Annotated in this window: 14 protein-coding genes; 4 read left to right on the forward strand and 10 right to left on the reverse strand. The window is 48.6% G+C overall.

Features of this window, described 5'->3' with window-relative positions; translation table 11 throughout:
- The first annotated feature begins 34 nt into the window (after positions 1-34).
- The 3 genes from G8759_RS18610 to G8759_RS18620 are packed head-to-tail and all read left to right on the forward strand — an operon-like array spanning position 35 to position 2,255.
- Complete coding sequence (locus tag G8759_RS18610) at positions 35-280, forward strand: 4a-hydroxytetrahydrobiopterin dehydratase (RefSeq protein ID WP_167210634.1); 246 nt, start codon at positions 35-37, stop codon at positions 278-280.
- Entirely contained in the window at positions 274-837 is a 564-nt protein-coding gene (locus tag G8759_RS18615) for a hypothetical protein (RefSeq protein ID WP_167210638.1), read from the forward strand. The genes G8759_RS18610 and G8759_RS18615 overlap by 7 nt, the downstream gene beginning before the upstream one ends.
- Positions 834-2,255: a glycosyltransferase family 39 protein gene (locus G8759_RS18620; RefSeq protein ID WP_167210641.1), complete on the forward strand. Its 1,422-nt coding sequence runs from the start codon at positions 834-836 to the stop codon at positions 2,253-2,255. The genes G8759_RS18615 and G8759_RS18620 overlap by 4 nt, the downstream gene beginning before the upstream one ends.
- Before the next feature lie 4 nt (positions 2,256-2,259).
- Here G8759_RS18620 and G8759_RS35700 read toward each other — a convergent pair whose 3' ends face one another.
- The 6 genes from G8759_RS35700 to G8759_RS18650 form a co-directional block, all read right to left on the reverse strand.
- Entirely contained in the window at positions 2,260-4,404 is a 2,145-nt protein-coding gene (locus G8759_RS35700) for a family 43 glycosylhydrolase (protein ID WP_197933029.1), read from the reverse strand.
- Between the two features lie 178 nt (positions 4,405-4,582).
- Positions 4,583-6,163: a RagB/SusD family nutrient uptake outer membrane protein gene (locus G8759_RS18630; RefSeq protein WP_167210644.1), complete on the reverse strand. Its 1,581-nt coding sequence runs from the start codon at positions 6,161-6,163 to the stop codon at positions 4,583-4,585.
- 45 nt (positions 6,164-6,208) lie between these two features.
- The gene (locus tag G8759_RS18635) at positions 6,209-9,625 is read right to left on the reverse strand and encodes a SusC/RagA family TonB-linked outer membrane protein (RefSeq protein WP_167210647.1); all 3,417 of its coding nucleotides are present in this window, start codon (positions 9,623-9,625) and stop codon (positions 6,209-6,211) included.
- A gap of 60 nt (positions 9,626-9,685) precedes the next feature.
- Positions 9,686-10,747: a FecR family protein gene (locus G8759_RS18640; protein ID WP_167210650.1), complete on the reverse strand. Its 1,062-nt coding sequence runs from the start codon at positions 10,745-10,747 to the stop codon at positions 9,686-9,688.
- A gap of 117 nt (positions 10,748-10,864) precedes the next feature.
- Positions 10,865-11,998, reverse strand: coding sequence for a sialidase family protein (locus G8759_RS18645; RefSeq protein WP_167210653.1), 1,134 nt, complete (start codon positions 11,996-11,998; stop codon positions 10,865-10,867).
- A gap of 77 nt (positions 11,999-12,075) precedes the next feature.
- Positions 12,076-12,669: an RNA polymerase sigma factor gene (locus G8759_RS18650; protein ID WP_162384215.1), complete on the reverse strand. Its 594-nt coding sequence runs from the start codon at positions 12,667-12,669 to the stop codon at positions 12,076-12,078.
- Between the two features lie 126 nt (positions 12,670-12,795).
- Between G8759_RS18650 and G8759_RS18655 the strand changes: the two genes are divergently transcribed.
- A complete protein-coding gene (locus tag G8759_RS18655; RefSeq protein ID WP_167210656.1) occupies positions 12,796-16,356 on the forward strand; it encodes a VCBS repeat-containing protein in 3,561 nt (1,186 codons plus the stop codon).
- An 82-nt stretch (positions 16,357-16,438) separates the two neighbouring features.
- On the opposite strand, the gene G8759_RS18660 is transcribed toward G8759_RS18655, so the two are convergent.
- The 4 genes from G8759_RS18660 to G8759_RS18675 all read right to left on the reverse strand — a co-directional run bounded on the left by G8759_RS18660 (position 16,439) and on the right by G8759_RS18675 (position 19,027).
- Positions 16,439-17,005, reverse strand: a complete 567-nt coding sequence (locus G8759_RS18660; protein ID WP_167210659.1) for an SRPBCC family protein — start codon at positions 17,003-17,005, stop codon at positions 16,439-16,441.
- Positions 17,006-17,025: 20 nt separating this feature from the next.
- Positions 17,026-17,163 (reverse strand): hypothetical protein, encoded by a 138-nt coding sequence (locus tag G8759_RS18665; RefSeq protein ID WP_167210662.1) that lies wholly within the window; start codon positions 17,161-17,163, stop codon positions 17,026-17,028.
- Positions 17,164-17,212: 49 nt separating this feature from the next.
- Positions 17,213-17,623 carry a nuclear transport factor 2 family protein gene (locus G8759_RS18670; protein ID WP_167210665.1) on the reverse strand — a complete coding sequence of 137 codons (411 nt, stop codon included), beginning with the start codon at positions 17,621-17,623 and terminating at the stop codon, positions 17,213-17,215.
- A 414-nt stretch (positions 17,624-18,037) separates the two neighbouring features.
- Positions 18,038-19,027 (reverse strand): c-type cytochrome, encoded by a 990-nt coding sequence (locus tag G8759_RS18675; protein WP_167210668.1) that lies wholly within the window; start codon positions 19,025-19,027, stop codon positions 18,038-18,040.
- Positions 19,028-19,100: the final 73 nt, after the last annotated feature.

The raw sequence follows: 19,100 nt of genomic DNA on the forward strand, positions 1-19,100 counted from the left end.
TACTCCTGTAGTTATATACCCAAACGAAACCATTATGTGGCAGGAACAGGATAATCAACTTACGCGCGATTTCACCTTCGCCGACTTTTCGGAAGCCTTTGCCTTCATGACCCGTGTGGCGCTCATTGCCGAAAAAATGGATCATCATCCGTGGTGGTCGAACGTCTATAATCAGGTGACGATTAAACTCTCTACTCACGACGCGGGTAACACAGTGACGGAGAAAGATCAAAAGCTGGCTTCGGCAATTGATAAACTGATTGTTGGCGAAGTGTGGTAAAGTTTTTTAGTCGGTTTTGGGTAAAGCAATTTGTCTACCTGATCACGAGCGGGCTGGTGGTGTTGTTTATTTTGTTGTTACCTGAAAACAGCGCCTGGCTGAATGGGCCGATTCAGCATTTTTACGATCAACATCAGAAACTGGGTCAGAAAACAGATCGGCAAAGTCGGGAGCGGGCTGCCTATGGTAATGCCTATACCTACACGATGCTTATCAAGCAGCAGTGTAAGCCGACCGATTACTTCCTGATTCCGCCCCAACGTTATCTCATTCGAAACGCCTATCGGCAGGGTGCCGCTGATGGTTTTGTCTGGATTTATCCCAGCGTTCTTTATTATCACCTGGGAAAAGCGGTTCATTTGCTGGAAATGACTGGTCCTGACACGTTACTACAGCGGGCAACACATACGCTCTGGGTGCAAAATAATCGGGTAATCTTATTTGCCCTTTCGTCCCAAAACCGGCTGTCGGTCTTGTCTGAATTCAGGAAATACGATCCCCGTTTTTTCGCGTACACCCCAAGCCAGGCCCGACAATACTATTATTCCCGAAAATGAGTTTACCGCTGGCTGTTGTTGTCTGTACTCAATTTCTGATCGGATTCGGAATCGTTACCCGCCTGAGAGTCCTTACCAATGGCTTGAGTCTGCTGGGATTATCAATGCTGGTAGGTCTGGGTGTAAGTTCAATAACTCCGTTTGTGGTGCAGTTTGCTCAATTGCCAATTGCACCTTTGCCCATTCTGAGCATTCTGGTTGTTTTGGCACTTGGGTCATTATGGCTCCTTCGTGGTCAATGGACTTATCTAAGTGCCATTTTTGAATGGAAACGGGTATCGATCCGACTCTATGAACTTCCGTTTCTCGGCTTCTGGACTTATTTACTGGTCATAAGTGCCTGGAAATGTGCCTGGTTTCCGAACACCCCATTCGATACCATTGTTGGGCCTGATCTGGTCGCAACGTTTGCTGTTCGGGAGCGAACCCTGGTCTCCTCTGTGTTTACAGAACATTTGCCGTTGGTATCTGTATTCAGCAACCAGCCCTTTTATGCGCCATTTACGGCCATGCAGCAAATTATTTATCGGTTGGCGGCTCAGGATTCCGGTCTGTTTATGTTCGGGAAACTATGGCTTACTAGTCTGGTTATCAGCTTCGGCCTGTTTCTGTATGCCGAACTGAGAGAACGCATTCACCCAATTCTGGCCGGAATACTGGTAACGATGCTAGCCTGTACGCCCGAACTTTTTGCGTATACGTTTCTGGTGCAGACCGATTGGGCCAATGCTGCTTTTGTTGCGTCGGGCGTTATTTTACTTCAGCGGTATCTTGAATCGAATCGGTGGAATATGTTGATCACCAGTGGATTATTGCTGGAATTTGCCTGCTGGACACGGAGTGAAACGATTTTCTTTGTACCAATTGGATCAGTGGTCGTACTCCTGACGGAATGGAAAAGTAACCGGTTGAGAGCGGTTGGCTGGGCCGCAATGTTCTCCTTGCTATGCCTGATTCCGGTTCTTTTCTGGAATTATGGATTCCTGCGCGGGTATGTAGCGCTGCCAGCCCATGTCAACGTGGGCCAGATTCATGGCATAAGTGAAAACTATTTCGACGAACTGAGCGCTGTGTTTGCGGGCATGAACAAGCGGGTTGTTTTCCACGCTGCCTACTGGAATTATGCTGTTCCAGTCTTTTTGGTAACCACCTGTTTGAACCTTGTCCTTTTTCGGGACAGGCATGGACTGGTGGTATTGGCCTGGATAACTGGCGTTTATCTGATTTTTGGGTTCATCATACAACACGTAGACGGTGCCAACATTGCCTATACCTTCAGGCGTGGCTTTTTTAAACTGCTTTTCCTGATGTATTTCTATCTGGGCACAACGACTTTATTGCGCTGGATGTCCGTATGGCTCTACCGATGGGAAGCGCGAACTAACAGCACGACTGCTGGAATAGAGCAAACATCCTGAAAATCTAGTTTGGTTTGGAAACTTCCTTTCCACTGGCTACTGGAATACCGAAATCGGGACTTCCATCGGGTTTCCAGGAGAACGGCTGAGCGCGTGGTGTTCGGTTTTTGCATTCGCCATTGGCCATATCTTTTGCATGGTAGATAATCCAGTCCTCCTGCCCATTCGGTGATTTCGTAAAGCAGTTATGTCCCGGCCCGAAAACCCGATTTTCGACTGATTTTGAAAAAACAGGAGTCGCCGACTTTTTCCAGGAAGCCGGATCGAGTAAATCACTGGTGTCATTACTTGTCAGCATCCCCAGCGAATAATTGTCATCCCAGCAGGCACTGGCCGAATAAATGATATGAAGCCTGCCGTTTTTCCCTCGCAGAAACTGAGGCCCTTCACAGATTTCACGCCCGTCGTATTTTTCCCATGCATAGGTCGGGCGCGTAAGTTCTACCTGCTTCGTGCTTATGGTCCAGGGGTTTATCATGTCGGCAATGAACAGGTTGCTTTGTGGGCCTACGTAACCGGAATACAGAAAATAGACTTTCCCCTTGTGTTCAAAAACCGACCCATCCAGGCCCGTGTAGTTTGTGTTCACCCGTCCCTTGTCTGTCCAGTTTCCTTCCAAGGGGTTCGCTGACTCGTTTTCAAGCACAAAAACATACCGATTTAGGTCTCCGGGTTTAGCTTTGTCCGTTGCGGTATAATACAAATACCATTTCCCGTTCAGCCGATGCAGTTCGGGAGCCCAAATGTCGCGTGAATTAGGCCCGGAAGCAGGTGGCGTCCAAACCACCTTTTTCTCCGTCTGATCTAAATTTGTGAAGTCTTTCGTGCGCCAAAGGGTGAGATTTTGGCCGGTCGTATTGGTGTAATAGTAATAGCCATCGTTAAAAATAACCCACGGATCGGCCCCATCTGGGAGTAACGGATTGGTGAATGTCTGGGCAGGCGTATCGGAAGTATTCGTCAGTATGTTTTCGGTAACTGGACTGTTGATCGGAATCGTATTGACATAAGGGCGGCAACGTCCGGATGTATTTTTGGCCAGAGCGATCTCCAGCACGTTTTTACCATCTGCCGAAACAAGCAATTGAGAACTGTAGTTCGGACAGGGATCAGTCCCCTGATTGGGCGACCAAACGGGTGCTACCATCTCCGTCCAGGCGCCTAATCCCCTGTTGCTGTTGACCATGTACACTTTACCATTGGTTGGCGGTGTGGAGTTATCACTATTTCGGTGGAGGACCTGACCAATTGCCAGCAGTTTGCCCGTCTGTGAACCATCTGGTGCCCAGCTGATTGTAGGAGCGTGGGCAAAATGATTCCCATTTGTGGATTCGATACGAGTACCTTTTTCCGACGCTGAACCCCATTGGTAGCCGTCTTTGGAAAATTTCACATACGCATCACAGCCTGCGCCACACAACTCATAGGACATTACATAACTACGTTCAACTAGTCTGCGGATGATCGGCATACCCGGCCGCAGCACCCCACCCGTCATGGCTACGTCAGTAACTTCGGTGGTCCAGGTTTGGCCGCCATCAGTAGACGTTTTGTGCGCAATAAGCTGGTTAAAGCCCTGGTCTTTATACTCTTCGCTTGAGTAATAACACAAGAGACGCCCTTGTTGGTCGATCGTAAACTCGGGTTCCCAAAGCCCGGCTTTACCACTCACAATTGTTGAAAAATAAGACCATGTTCGGGCTTTATCGGTGCTTTTATACAAGCGAATCGAGCAATCTGTGCGCGGTTTCTGGTCGGTACCAACGGAAGTTGCCCAGAAAAGTGTGCCCGCTTCGGTTGAACTCAATGGCGTTGGCACTTCATAAAATCCGCTACAGCAGGTACGGGGTGGAGTGGTTTCGGTGACCGTTCCAACCGGGCTGGTACTCCAGGTTTCTCCGTCGTCCAGACTTTCGTAAAAAGAACCGGTATTGCCCCGGTCAAAACTGGCAAGGAGCCGTTTGGGCGTGTGATTATCTGTCTGGAGCCGTATAACGCGCGGATAGTAAGCGGTTTGATCGGCCACTAATTTCTGGCCGGACAGCTGTGCCCAAACGCCTGATACACTCACGAATGCCAGCAAGAAAAAAAGGTAGGAGCGAGGCTGAGGAAGCCAGTTCGAAGTTGGGTTGGTACTTCTACGAAACATCGGCTAAATTATTTAGGTTAGGAACAGATTAAGTATTGATTCAAGACAGTTTTTTTTGCCATTTTGCCCGATAAGCAGTGAAAAGAAAGCCGAGTATTTCATGCGTTGACTGGTCTAAAAAAGCCGATCACCATAGAGGTAATCGGCTTTAAACGACTACTAACCTATGAATAATATATTACCAACCCGGATTTTGTTTCAGGTTAGGGTTTGCATCTGTTTCATAAAGTGGCAAGGGATATAACTCGCTCTTCCCTTTCTGAAATGTGGTAAAGTCAGTATCGAAATCCGATTCATTGGCCGGTTTTTTACCCGCATCAGGTCCGGCCAGTTCAGGACCGAGAATACCGTAGCGTTTCAAATCCCAGAATCGTTGGGTTTCACCAGCCAGTTCAACTACGCGATCATGGCGAAGCTGTATCCGAAAATCAGCCTGGGTCATCGTCAGGGGCAGTGCCAGCATGTTTACCCGAGCCCGTACTTTGTTGGCAAATGGAATACCATCGGCGGGTTTACCCAATTCGTTGAGTGCTTCTGCATACAGTAAATAAACATCGGCCAGACGAATTACCCGGTCGTTTATCCCCGAAAAATAGCTGTCGGTAGCCTGGTAATAATTGGTGTATTTAATCCAGAAACGATCCCGCTCGGGCAAATAATCGCTGCCAGCCGCTAATTTGGTTAGATCGGCATACGAAAAACCATGTGATTTAAGGGAACTGCCGCCGTAGAACATGGTATAATCGAGCCGGTAGTCGACCTTTCCGGCCTTGTCTTTTTCTTTCATAAACTCATTCAGGAGCCACTTCGTAGGCTGCCCATCGCACCAGCCACCTTTGCTGAAACCGTTGATATTACGAAGGCCGAAAAACTGGGCGTGTTCGGAGGATTCAGAGCCACCAGCTACGTCGTAGTTGACGGCACCACCTACTTTGCTTTCATTTTCGTCGTAATACTGGATCTCGAACAACGACTCTTTGTTGTTTTCAAGCAGTGTTGTGAAGTTGTCCTTAAAATCGGCGACCAGGTCAAAACGGGTAGGGGTCTGGTCAATGATCTGCTTGAGAGACGCAGCGGCTTCGGTCCATTTGCGTTGCTGCATATACGCCTTGCCAATCAACGCCACCGCGCTATACTTGTGAAGCCGACCAACATCCGGACCCGTATAACTTTCGGGTAAATCGGTAGTTGCTTCCTGACAATCCTTAATTACCTGTGCAAAAACCTCCGCCTGCGTTGACTGTTTGGGTCGATCTCCCAGTGTTTGAGAGGCTAACACCAGCGGCACATTACCCCAGATGTTGGCCATGTTATAGTACCAATAAGCCCGAATTACTTTGGCTTCAGCAAGAATTCGTTTTTGCAGAGTAGCGTCCATTTTAATGGCTGGAACGTTCTCCAATACCTGATTGCAGCGGTAAATTCCCTGATAAGCCGCCTGAAACGATTCGATATTCATCGGAATATTATAGTCTGTTACGATGAACTTACTCAGATTGCCCAGATCTGTCCAGGGGCTTTGACTGTATCCTTCATCGGAGCTAAGATCGGTCAGGAAGCGAATCCAGAGCGAAAATCGACGATCCTGCATGCCGCTATAAGCCGCATTGATGCCCTTGACGGCATCGTCGGACGTTTTCCAGAAGGTTGCCGTTGATGCCTGGTTGGGATTGACCTGGTCGAGCAGTTTGCTCTCGCTGCAACTGAACAGGATTCCACCCGTAAGCATCGCTGTCAGCGCCAGTGTTTTCGTATTCATAGTGAAGTTGTGTTATACGATTGTCTGAATGATTCAGTGTACGGCTTAGAAACTCAGTTGCAAACCAGCGCTGATGACCCGCGAAACGGGATAGTTGCCCTGGTCAATACCACGACCGATGTAATTTCCCCGATTTTGAGGATTCCCATCGCCCACATCACCAATCACATCTGGATTGTAGCCCGAATACTTGGTAATGGTCAGCAAATTCTGAGCATTCACATAAATCCGGGCCGAACCCATTTTGAGCCTGGTTAGCATGGCCGTTGGAAAATTATACGCCAGTTGCATGGTCCGAATTCGCCCGTATGCCCCACTTTCAACCCACCGATCCGTATTGAAGGCCGGATTCAGGGTCGGATCCCCTTTAATTGGTTTTGGTGTAGTGGTAGAGCTACCCGGACCAGTCCAGAATGTTACGTCAGACCGAACATTCTGGACATCATCGAACCGATCCGTCCAGTTTCGGCTGCGATTAAACAGCAGATTCCCCGACACACCCTGGAAAAAGACCGTGAAATCGATGTTTTTATACGACAGTGAAATGTTAGCCCCGTATTCGAATTTGGGAAACGGGGTGCCGACAATTTGCCGGTCGTCGTTATTGATCTGACCGTCGCCATTGGTGTCTACGTAACGCACATCGCCCGGTGTTACATTTGGTTGTTTGGCCGCTGCATCGATTTCGGCCTGATTCTGGAAGATGCCAGCCTGCCGCAATACGTAAAAGCCAGCCAGGGGGCCGTTTACTTCCGTTCGTGTCACATTGCCGTAGCCATACAAAGGCTGGTTGCCATTGCTGGGTACTAACTGTAGGGCTTTGTTGTGAATGCTGGTAAGCTGACCATTGATGCTGTACCGGAAATCACCTGACTTATCCTGATAGGTCAGGCTTAACTCAAAGCCTTTATTTTCAATTTTCCCGAGGTTATCGTACGGATTGTCTCCCTGGTTGCCAGCCGTAATGGGCAGGGGAACGCGTAACAGCAGATTTTTCGACAATGAGTAAAAGTAATCGGCCTGCAACTGAATCTTGCCGTTCAGGAATGTAGCGTCTATACCGACATCCGTCGTGGTTTTGCTTTCCCATTTCAGGTTTGAATTCTGCAACTGGCGATTCGATGCGCCCGGAACAATAACATTCCCACCACCAAGCACGTAGTTCAGGTTCGGCTGAATGGTTGGATCGAGCGAATAGGGAGCAATGGCCTGGTTACCCACTGACCCATAACTGGCACGCAGACGCAGATCGCCAATGGCCGGAATATTCCGCATGAAAGTCTCTTTGTTGATATTCCATGCCGCTGATACAGAGGGGAAATAGGCAACCTGATTGTCTTTTGGGAAATTCGACGACGCATCCCGGCGCAGGTTCGCCTGAATATTGTACTTGTCATTAAACGTGTAATTTACCCGACCTAAATACGAGATCAGGCCGGAAATACTGGAGAATCCGTCTGTCCGTGGGCTTGCCGTACCTGCACCCTGCTGGTAAAACTCACCAACAATACCTTCCGTATGGGAGTAGATTTCGTTCTGATCGAACCGCTGTCGTGTATAGCCCAGCAGAGCGCTGACCTGGTGCTTGCCAATGGTTTTGTTGATATTCAGAGTATTCTCAATCAGCGTGTTAAAGAAACGTCCATTCCGGTCGTCCAGAATGCCGTTGGGTGCACTGGGGCTGTTGTAGCTGAGGGCACCGGGGCGAGCGAAATACTTGTTCTGGTAGTTGCTGAAATCCAGCCCAACACTCAGTCGGTACGACAGCCAGGGAAGTATGGCATATTCTCCATATACGTTACCCAACAGTTTGTAGCTATTGGCGAGGTTGTCATCTTTGGCTTGCTGACCGATGGGGTTCGTACCAAACGTAGCGTTGTTGGCATTGCCATACCCATAGCCACTGGCGTTGGTAGGATCAAAAACGGGTATGGTAGGTGGCATCCGGATAACGTTGTCGAAAGGCTGCCCAATGACCCGACGTTCGTTGGTATAGGCTAGATAGGCCGATTCGCCAATGGTCAGTTTTCCACGGGTTGTTCCCGCATTGACCCGGGCCGAGTAGCGTTTAAAATACGGACTCACCTCCGTGCCGTCGGTTTTTCGGCCCCGAATGGTGCCGTCCTGTGAGAAATACCCCCCCGAAATCCGGTAATTTGACTTATTGACCCCGTTATCAACACCACCCGAAATGCTGACGTTATGATCGGTAATGGTTCCGGGTTTGATCAGTTCTTTTTGCCAATCCGTATCAAACCCTCCCTGGCCAAAATCCGGAACAGGAAGTTTGCCATTCTGATAAGCAGCGGTCCAGGTTTTGATGTACTGGTCGCGAGTGGCCAGGGGCAGCCGATGGTCAATATTTTGTACGCCATAATAGCCATTGTAGTCAATAACGGCTTTGCCCGCTTTGCCACGCTTGGTTGTGATGACAATAGCGCCGTTCATACCCCGTGACCCGTAGAGCGCCGTAGCCGCTGCATCTTTCAGGATCGTAACCGTTTCAATGTCATTGGGGTTAAAGTCGGATGATGCGCTGCCAATAATAACTCCATCGATGATATATATCGGGTCCTGATTCGACCCAAACGTGCTGGAACCACGAATTTTGATGCTGGCCGTTGCACCGGGCGCACCTCCAGCCGATGCTACCGTTACCCCAGCAGCCCGTCCCTGAATCTGATCAACGACTGAAGCCGCCTGCACCTTCTTGGCGTCGGCAACATTCACAATGCTTACGGCTTCGGTCAGGTTTGACTTTTTGACTGTACCATACGAAACGACCACGACTTCGTCGAGGGTGCGGTTGTCGGCAACCAGTTGAACGGTTATGGTCGACCGGTTGCCGATGGCGACTTCCTGAGCAACATAACCGACACTTGAAATGATCAGTGTGTTTGCCCCGTCACTAACATTTAAGGAAAAGTCTCCATTGGCATCGGTTGAGGTTCCAGTAGCGGTACCTTTCTCGACAATGTTGGCGCCGGGCAATCCGGTTCCATTCTCATCCGTAATCCGACCCGTTAAACGCCGGATAACAGCAACTTCAGCGATTGTGGCTGGCTGGTTTGCGTCGGCCATAGCTGGAGGTGTTGCGATACCCGGCTCGGGCTTTACATCAGGCTGTATGACATACAGGTTGTCTTTGATTTTCCGGTAACGCAGGCCCTGTTCAGTCAGTAGCTGGCTCAGGTTTTGCTCTAAAGTTGTTCCATCGGGCTCGGTTTCGGTGAGCCGACCAGCCATTAACAGTTCTTCATAAGCAAAACTTACCTTGTAGCGTCGTTCCAGTTCATTCAATACTTTCTTGAGTGCGCGTGCCTTCGTAGGACGAGTGTCCAGTGCGGGTTGATCAGGTTTGGTCTGTGCCCTGGTCAGCAACTGGGCAGCAGAGGAATGTGGAAGGCTGAAGAAAGCCGTCCCTGCTATCCAGAGAGTAAGCGATAAATACATTTTTTTCATACCATCAAGAGTTAAGGAATTACGAGCGGTTCTTGTAGATAATCGGGTAGCTTAGGTGATTTACAGCCTGTGGAGGATGATTCGATTGCCTTCGCGATCAGCCTGAAGGTTGAAAGCCGTAGTAAGGGTTGTAATGAGCGTTTCCATATCCTGACTGGATAAGTTTCCAGTAAAGCGTCTTTCGGCGAGTGCATTGTCTTCAAAAACCAGCGTGATACCCCAGGTATCGCTTAACTGCTGGGCAATTTCCCGAAGGGGCGTATCCTCAAAGGCAAACTGATGCTTGGTCCAGGCGGTATGTATCTGAGGTTTCGCAGGGGTGATCGATACCTGTTCGATACCCGTCTGGACAGTTGCCAGATCGCCGGGTTTCATCAGAATGACAGGTGCTTTTTTATCATTCGGGTTAGATAACTGGACCTTTCCTTCCGATAACATGACCAGCGTATTGCCCCGACGGGTATTCACGTTAAACTGTGTTCCCAGTACAGAAATATCCAGATTGGGTGTATGGGTGATGAATTTCAGTCGTCCTGACAGTGCCTGTTTTTTGGTTACTCTGAAAAATGCTTCGCCTTCAAGCCATACTTCCCGATCGTCGCGATCAGTCCAGTCATTGGGGTAGGTCAGGGTCGAATTACCATTGAGCCGGACTTCTGACCCATCAGGCAGGGTTATTGTCAGGAGTTCGCCATAACGGGTATGAATTTCCTGCCGCTGCCAGTAGTGCCGGTAAGCCCACCCACCGCCAGCCAGTAACAACAGGCCAGTGAGTGAGGCTGCCAGTTGCCAGTGCCTGAATGGATAACTGATTAGTCGTCTCAGAATTGGTTTATCCCGTTCAATAGTATCCGTCCGAGCGGCTAGCTGACGGTCAAAAGCTGTATCCAGTACCTGCCAGATGCGTTCCTGGCTGGCATCCGTTAAATCGTCGTAGTGCACCCTCAGATGCAGTAAAATCGCGCTTGCTTCATCAATGGCGTTCTGTTTATCGGGATGCCTGAGCATAAATGAATGCCAGAACGACATAGTCTGTTCATTGGGTTGAAAAACCCAACGTCGAAACGACTCGTCCAACACAAAGTCATTCATTGAATACTGGCTATAATCAGGTGATTTCATTGGGTGAGACAGGTGACTTGTAGTAGGAAAAGACGAGTGGGCTTTAGATTATCCCTCGTTCATACTGTTTTTTTACAAACTAATGGCGGATGAGTTCAATTTGGTGAATTGTAAACCTTACTTGATCTGGCGGCTTAACAGGCCAGACCGAATCTGAACGTTATGCCCACCGATTGAACGCTCTACAGAATTCATGACAATAATCTGATTGGCTCCCGGCTGATACAGACTGCTCCACAATGATTTGGGCCAGGCGTCGGCGATGCGCTGCCAGGATTGCCCATAGTCATTACTCACCGAAATATGACTGCTGTTGGAGGATACTACCAATCGGCCATCGGTTATTGAAAGCAGGTAGGGGCCACCTAACTGGTCGGGAATGGGCGTGCCTAACCCTTCCGCCCAATGGGCACCATCGGGGCTGGTTTTATAGTAGACCATGCATTTTTCGGGGCCGCAAATTTCGTAGACAACCATATACTGACCATTCGTCATCCGTGTCCATACCGGCATCCCCGGTCGGGAAGCATTGTGCCCCGTTTCATGAGCTACCCATATTTCCGGACCCCAGCTTGCGCCCTGATCGACCGAAATCTTCTGCGAAATAATCTGGCTGTAGGAAGGCGTTTCCGTAACGTGTTTTTCATTCGCATACATGACCGATAGACGGCCATCGGCCAGAAAAGCCATGTGTGGTTCATAAATGCCTTTATCGGGCTTACCCAGTGTGCCCGGTTTCCCTTCTGCCACGTCTATTGTACTGTGTTTGGACCACGTTTTGCCCAGATCCGTACTCTGATAAACAGGCAGTCGGTATGACTCCTGCCAGCGGACAGACCGGCAAGCCAGCAGAACGGCTCCATTAGGTAGTTGGCAAAGCTGGGCGTTGTCCAGATCGCGGCCAGGGTCGGTAAGAATGCTGATTGATTTCCAGGTCTGACCGTTGTCGCGGCTTTCAGAAACCTGTAGCTCCAGACCTGCTTTCGGATCGCGCTGGTAGCCATTATTGCGGGAAATTGTGTAGGCAGCCAACCAGGTTCCATTCGACAGGCGAAGCATACGTCCGTATTCTGAACCGTAGTTACCGTGTTTGCGTATTTCTGTTTCGCCCGCGTGGGATACCAGCCCCGCATCTGTGAAAACGGGCTGATCGTTGATGAGTACCGGCTGTTTCCATTCGACACAGGTAATGTCGAAATAACTGAGTGCAACCAGACTAATAAATAGGAGCAGGGGTGGTTTTATCATCATGGCTCAGGTCGTGAATACTAACCAAAGAGCCAACGTTCGTAAATTATCTCTTCCTTATCGTAAATTAGTACTAGTTACTATCGAATGAGTGCCAATAGCAGGAAAACGACATGCGTGGCCATCCGTTTCTGGAGCGATGCAATGGCTTTGTAAACAATTTTATAAACGGAACTTTGTTCAATGCCCATTACGCCCGCAATCTCTTCGTAACTGAGATTATCGAAGTATTTCAAAAACAGAGCTTCTTTCTGACGGGCCGGAAGACTATTCAGTTCGCGCAGCAAAAGGGTAGATTGTTCCAGCGAAATCTGTGCATCGAGCCAGGTGGGTTCGTAATGAAATTCAATCGTAAAGTCCAGCGTGTCCAGGTCATTATTAAACCGTTGCTCACTGGTCAGCTTACGGACAATATCCCGGCGTAAGGCCCGCATCAGGTAAAATTTGATCGAGTCCGTTCGGCCCAATCGCTCCCGTGTCTCCAGAATTGTCAGAAAGAGATCCTGCAGGCAATCTTCAGTTACTTCCCGGTTCTGCGCAATTTTATAGCCATAGTTATAGAGGGTCTTCGCATACTTTGCATACAGATAAGCATAGGCACTTTTACTGCCTTCCAGAAAATTATCCCAAAGCACAGCATCTGTCGTGTAGAGGTAGCCTGATGATGCGTCCAACTTTACGTCGATTTAAAAGCGGCTAAATTTACAGTAATGGATAGGAATAGTAATAATTACTCAGTGAAAAATAATGTTTATTTTTAGCGATAGGGATAAAAATGCTCGCTGATGTCTTTTGCAACTATGATCGTTAAACGCCCTTTATTTCTGGTATTACTCACTGTGATCAGTATGTTTGCCGGTTGTCGGTCAGCGTCCGACAGTCTTCCTTTATTTACAAAAATCAGCGCTGACGAATCGGGTCTGTCGTTCAATAATCAAATCCAGCCTTTCGAAAATGAAACACTAAATGCCAATACCTACGACCCCCTGTATAATGGGGCAGGCGTTGGCGTTGGTGATTTCAACAATGACGGATGGGATGACCTGTTTTTTGCCGGAAATAAGGTGAGTAGCCGTCTGTATCTGAACCAAATAGGACATTCGAAAAAAGAAAATCCGGCCTTCCAGTTTACGGATATTACCGAACAGGCTGGTGTACAGACCCGAATCTGGTGTACGGGTGTTTCAGTTGTTGATCTGAATCAGGACGGTTGGCTGGATATCTACGTCTGTGTGGCGGGGCCGGATACGGCAAAGGCTGTTCGAAGAAACCTGCTTTTTCTCAACCAGAAATGCAGCCCGGGCGGAGTTCCGACATTTCAGGAAGTGGCCGAACAAGTGGGTCTGGCAGACAGCGGGATGAATACGCAGGCTGCCTTTTTTGATTATGACCACGACGGTGATCTGGATTGCTATATTCTGAACAATGCCTTCGAGCGAACGGGCCGGAATAGTATTCGACCACGGCGACTCGATGGAACCGGCCTAAGCACGGATCGGCTATATCGAAATGAAAGCCGATCACCAACTGAGCAAAAATCAACGAAGAAAAGCGAGCTTCAGAACGAAACCACAACGCTACCGCAGTTTGTCGATGTGTCGAGCCAGGAAGGAATCAAGGCCGAAGGGTATGGCCTGGGACTTACAATTGCAGACCTGAATCAGGACGGCTGGCTGGATGTATACTGCGCCAATGATTTTTTGTCGAATGATGTCGTATGGATCAATAACCACGATAAAAAAGGGAATCATACCGGGTTCACCAATCGTGCGGCCGATTATTTCAAACATACCAGTTACAACAGTATGGGTGTCGATATTCAGGACATCAATAACGACTCCCGGCCCGATGTGATGGTCGTTGACATGATGCCGGAGACGAATGAGAGGCAAAAAATGATGCTCATTAAAACCAACTGGGATTTTTTTACGCTGGCCCGTCAGCAGGGCTATCAGGATGAATATGTACGAAATACCCTGCAACTCAATCAGGGGCCATCTGGTCTGAATCAGGAACCGGGCTTTAGTGAAATAGGCCAGTTGGCGGGTGTTTCGCGAACTGACTGGAGCTGGGCACCGCTGTTGGCTGATCTGGACAACGATGGTTGGAAAGACCTTACTGTTTCGAACGGCTACCGGCGCGACATTACCAATCTGGATTATGTGGTGTATCTCAACCAGCAGATCTCAAGCTTTGGCCTGGCGGCAACACATAAACAGACCATGGAGGCTCTGTATAAACTTCCTGAGGTAAAGCTTCATAACTACGTGTATCGAAATCGGGGTGACCTGACCTTTGAGGATAAATCGCTGGATTGGGGGTTGGGTGAACTCAATTACTCGAATGGTGCGGTCTATGTTGATCTGGATAAAGATGGCGATCTGGATCTTGTTTTCAATAACATCGATGAGCCAGCCGGAGTCTATCGAAATGAAACGAATCAAACCGGTAAACCGATTATCCGCCACTTTCTGCGACTGAAATTGCCTGCCGATGGACACGGTTCGGGGGCTGAAGTTCGCCTGAAATTGCCCAATGGAACAACACAGACCACACTGGCACATCCGGTTCGGGGCTATACCTCCTCCGTTGAATCGATTGTTCATTTTGGTCTCGGGAAGCATACATCGGTTGGGGTTGAGATTCATTGGGCGGACGGAACCGTTCAATCACTGGGGCAGCTAAAAGCCGACCAAACGCAAACCGTTCACTATTTGCCTGCCAATAGCCCTACCTCGACCCAGGGAGATACCAGTTCGACAGGATTGTTTGTTACGCAGCCAGCATCAGTGATTGGTATCCCTTTTATGCATCAGACTGTACTCTCGTCGGATTGGCAGCGAACGCCTATGCTCCCGCAGGTGTACGGGAAAAATGGGCCTGCCATAGCGGTTGCCGATGTTGATGGAAATGGCCTTGACGATGTGTTTGTTGGGGCGGGCCCCGGTCAGGTGCGAACGGTGTATTTACAGAAAAAAGCCGGGCAGTTTACGCCTTTGATTCAGGGGGCCAATGACCTCAACGATATGGGGGCTTTGTTTTTTGACGCCGATCAAGATGGCGATCTGGATTTATACGTCGTTAGTGGGGGAAGTCAGCAACCCGATAGCAGCCATATTTATCAGGATCGATTATACCTGAACGATAGTCGGGGCAAATTTACCCGATCGCAGGGTTTGCTACCACCAACGACTTCTTCGGGCTCTTGTATTGTAGCCGCCGATTTTGACCACGATGGCGATCTGGATTTGTTCCGTGGAGGGCGTGTCAAGGTAGAAAAGTATCCATTTCCACCCCGTAGCTATTTACTTCGGAATGATGGAGGTCGGTTTACCGATGTTACCGATCAACTGGCTCCCGGCTTGCGGCAGATAGGGATGGTTTGCGCAGCACTCTGGACTGACTATGATAATGATAGCTGGCCTGATTTACTGCTTGCGGGCGAATTTATGCCGATCACGTTAGTAAAAAACGGCAAAGGGAAATTTCAGCAACAGCCTGCTACACTGCCAGCTGGGCAGTGGAATTCAATAATTGGTGCCGATTTCGATTGCGACGGCGACATCGATTACCTCGCGGGTAATACTGGCCTTAATACGAGGTATAACGTCTCTGCTTCAGAGCCATTACGCATTTACGGTAACGATTTTGACGGGAATGGTAAAATAGATCCCATCCTGACCCACTACCTCCAAGGAACCGAGCAGGTAGTGGCTATTCGGGATGTGATGAACGATCAGATGAGCCCCCTGTCCCGTAAACGATTCGTTAGTTTTCAGCAATATGCCCAGCAGTCATTTGTCGAGATGTTCACCGATGATGAACGAAAGGGAGCTATTCGGCTCGAAGCGACTGAACTAAGGAGTATCTATATCGAAAACAAAGGAGGAGGCCGGTTTGTCGCGCAACCACTCCCGATACCTGTCCAGATTTCCCCTGTTTTCGGGATGCAAACCGGCGATTTCAATGCGGATGGCTGGCGTGATGTGTTGCTGATCGGTAATTCATACGCACCCGAAACCTATTCGGGCTGGTATGATGCTGGTCGCGGAACGGTATTGCTGGGCAACGGGAAGGGGCAATTTCGTGCGGTGCCTTCGGCTGAAGCAGGATTGCAGATCGATGGTGATGCCAAAGGGCTGGCCGTTTTATCGATAGGATCTTCGGTCAGTTATCTGGTGACTAATACCAATGGGCCCGTACAATGGTTAGCCCTCCGAAAAAATAGCCAGTCTGCAATTGGGCGACTAAAACCGACCGAAACACATTCGCTGATTCAGCATACCGATGGCCGGACAGAGCGGGTAGAATATTATCATGGCTCTGGTTATTTGTCACAGTCTTCCTGGGTAAATTATTGATTTATAGGTAATTGTGCTTCTTTCTGATTTCTTTTCCCTTACTTCGACTTTTCTACTACTAATCTCCTGAAAGCCTGGCGTTTTAGGAACGTTTCAACAGATTGTGTGGGAAGGTAGGCTTTGGTGGTGGCGGAACGTTTTTTTCGCCCTTTCGGCGTCGAAGTTCTAGTTGTAGACTTTCCAGCCCTTTCCGCATCGCCCATTCGTGATTCATGGAAAAAAAAGGTTTCAGTAAAAATGACAGTTTTTTCAGGAGAGGCTTTTCGGCTTCGATTAGCCAGTCGTAGGTAATGTGAGTACCCGAACCCTCCCCCATAAACGTCCAGGTGCCCCGACCAACGAAATCGCCAAAGGCTTCGAGCGCGAAACCCGTAGGAAAGCTGGTTTTTGTTACCCGGAATTTCCAACGCAATGTGTAGGGAAGCCAGCCTTTCGTGTAAAGTTCCACCACTTTACCGACACCGCCGGGTTGCCCTTTTTCCAGAACCTTAACATCGAGATAAACCGAAGGCCACCAGCGAGCCAGTACATCTACATCTTCAAGAGTCCGGTAAACCTCTTCGGGCAAAGCCGCTACATGCCAGTGAGTGATGAAGTGGTAGGCGTTGATACCTGGGGCAGATTTTTCGAGAATCTGATTAGTGGACATGCCTGATTCGTTCAAGGGCGTTACTCGTTGACCGATCGTTCTTTTATGAGTGCTTCATAAGCCTCACGGGCAGTTTTTTTGTTCATCTCCATGGTTTGGGCCATAGTATTCCCAGTCAGCACTCCCGCCAGCAGGGCAACAGAAATCAGTTTTTTCATTGATTTTGATTGAGGTTATTGATTATTAAGTTGTCGTACTACGTTTCGATTATATCTGTGCTGCCAGAATGTGCTTGAACGTATCGGTGTAGTGGCGCAGACGAGTTACTTTGCCTTCGTCATTGAAGGTCCAGAGGTGTATTTCTTCGTCGCGATACCCTTTGCTAAGAGCGGATGGGGCCGCTTCGATCACAAACTCGGCTGCTACCTGATTGCCACCACCCATAATCGACAGTACCTGAAAATCGATGATGTTTAACTGAGCTAAAATGCCGAAAAACTCCGTTGCACCTGCTTTGCCCGTATGGGGTTCCATCCAGGGTACATTGTGTTTTTGAGCAGAGTTGTCGGCCCAGATTTCCAAGTTCACATCGTCGGCCAGGTAGTCAAGGAGCGCAGGTAAGTCGCCCCGGCCAAACGCTTCGTAGATGGCCTGAACGGTTTCGGTATTGGTTTTCATCAGATTCGGTATTGTTGGTTTGATTTCATTTTTTTTTAGGATAAAAAATTAGACACACAGGTACCAAATCGGAGCTTTTAGGCTCCTCGCGGGCTGGGACAACGAGTGTCCGATTCGCAATAAATCAGTTGAGTGATCGGCGATTAAAAGCCGAATTCGTAACGAGTTTTCAGAAAGGCCTCCTGGAAGTCTTACAGCATATATACATCAGGGTTTTACCTTCTGGATTTCAAAATCTATTTTTTTTCGTACTTTTTTTGATACTGTTTTAGAGGCTTAAGAAGACTTATTCGTTTCTAATCGCTATAGAGCTCGCTGATAACCAGGCTATAAATGCTAAAAAATAGCAGTTATTCAGTAGATAACCCTAGAGCTACCTACTGAATAACTGCTATTTTAAGTTAATCGACTGTGTTAGCGCATGGCCACGATGGGCTTAAATTTCTTGGCTACCTTATTCTGAACGGGTTGCAGTGTCATCAGGTAGGTGTAAATAGCGCCCAGATCCTGCTCTTTCATCCCAGAATACATCATCCAGGGCATAAGCGTCTGGAAATCGGTTGGCCCAATTTTATGGGGCTTGTAGCTACTGTCGGCGTAGGCTTTAAATCGGGAGACAAATAGCTCTTTGGTCCATTTTCCAATGCCTGTCTCTTTATCTGGCGTTATGTTCGGTGTATACAGTGTTCCTGATGGGAGATTAAAATCGCGGCCACCAGCATATGCCTTTTCCTTGATAATCTGGCCATTTTCAACCTGGGTATGGCACTCAATACAACCGGCGATTGTCACCAGGTATTTACCCGTTGCCAACTCATCGGTGGGGTCGGGCAGCGGCATTGGCTCAGCTTTTTTGGGAATGGTGTTCAGAATAAAATTGAAGGGAAAATCTGCTTTCGATTCAGCGGGCTTATTGTCGATGGGTTTAAGCGTACGCAGGTAGGCTATGATGCTTTGCACATCTTCATCGTTCATTTTGCCATAATAGGGATAGGGCATAACCGGAAAAAACGCATGACCGTCGCGACTGACGCCCGTTGTAATGGCCCGGTAGATTTCACCATCGGTCCAGTTTCCAATGCCAAAAGGGGTGATGTTTTTGGCCGTGAATGAGCCGGGAAACCCGGCTTTCTGATCGAACAGTTCCCCCCCTTTGCCATGCGTTTCGGGTACTAAGGGTCCTGAAAAAAGGGTAAAATCACGGGTACTGTGGCAATCGATACAGACCGCAACATGATTGGCGAGATACTTACCCCGTTCAACACGTTCCGGTGTTTTCTCCACCTTCAGCGCAGGCGCATCACCCACATTTGGCAGACCTAGTTTAACATAAGCCATTACGCCAACAATTCCTACAATAACAACGCATACAAGGATGCCAATCCATTTTAAAGCTGTTTTCATGTTCAGTTAAATTTAGAAAAGAGGATACTTTAAAGGTAGGATAATTTATTGATTTTTAGAATATTGGTAGTTA

The sequence above is a fragment of the Spirosoma aureum genome (genome assembly GCF_011604685.1).
In the GTDB taxonomy this organism is placed as follows: domain Bacteria; phylum Bacteroidota; class Bacteroidia; order Cytophagales; family Spirosomataceae; genus Spirosoma; species Spirosoma aureum.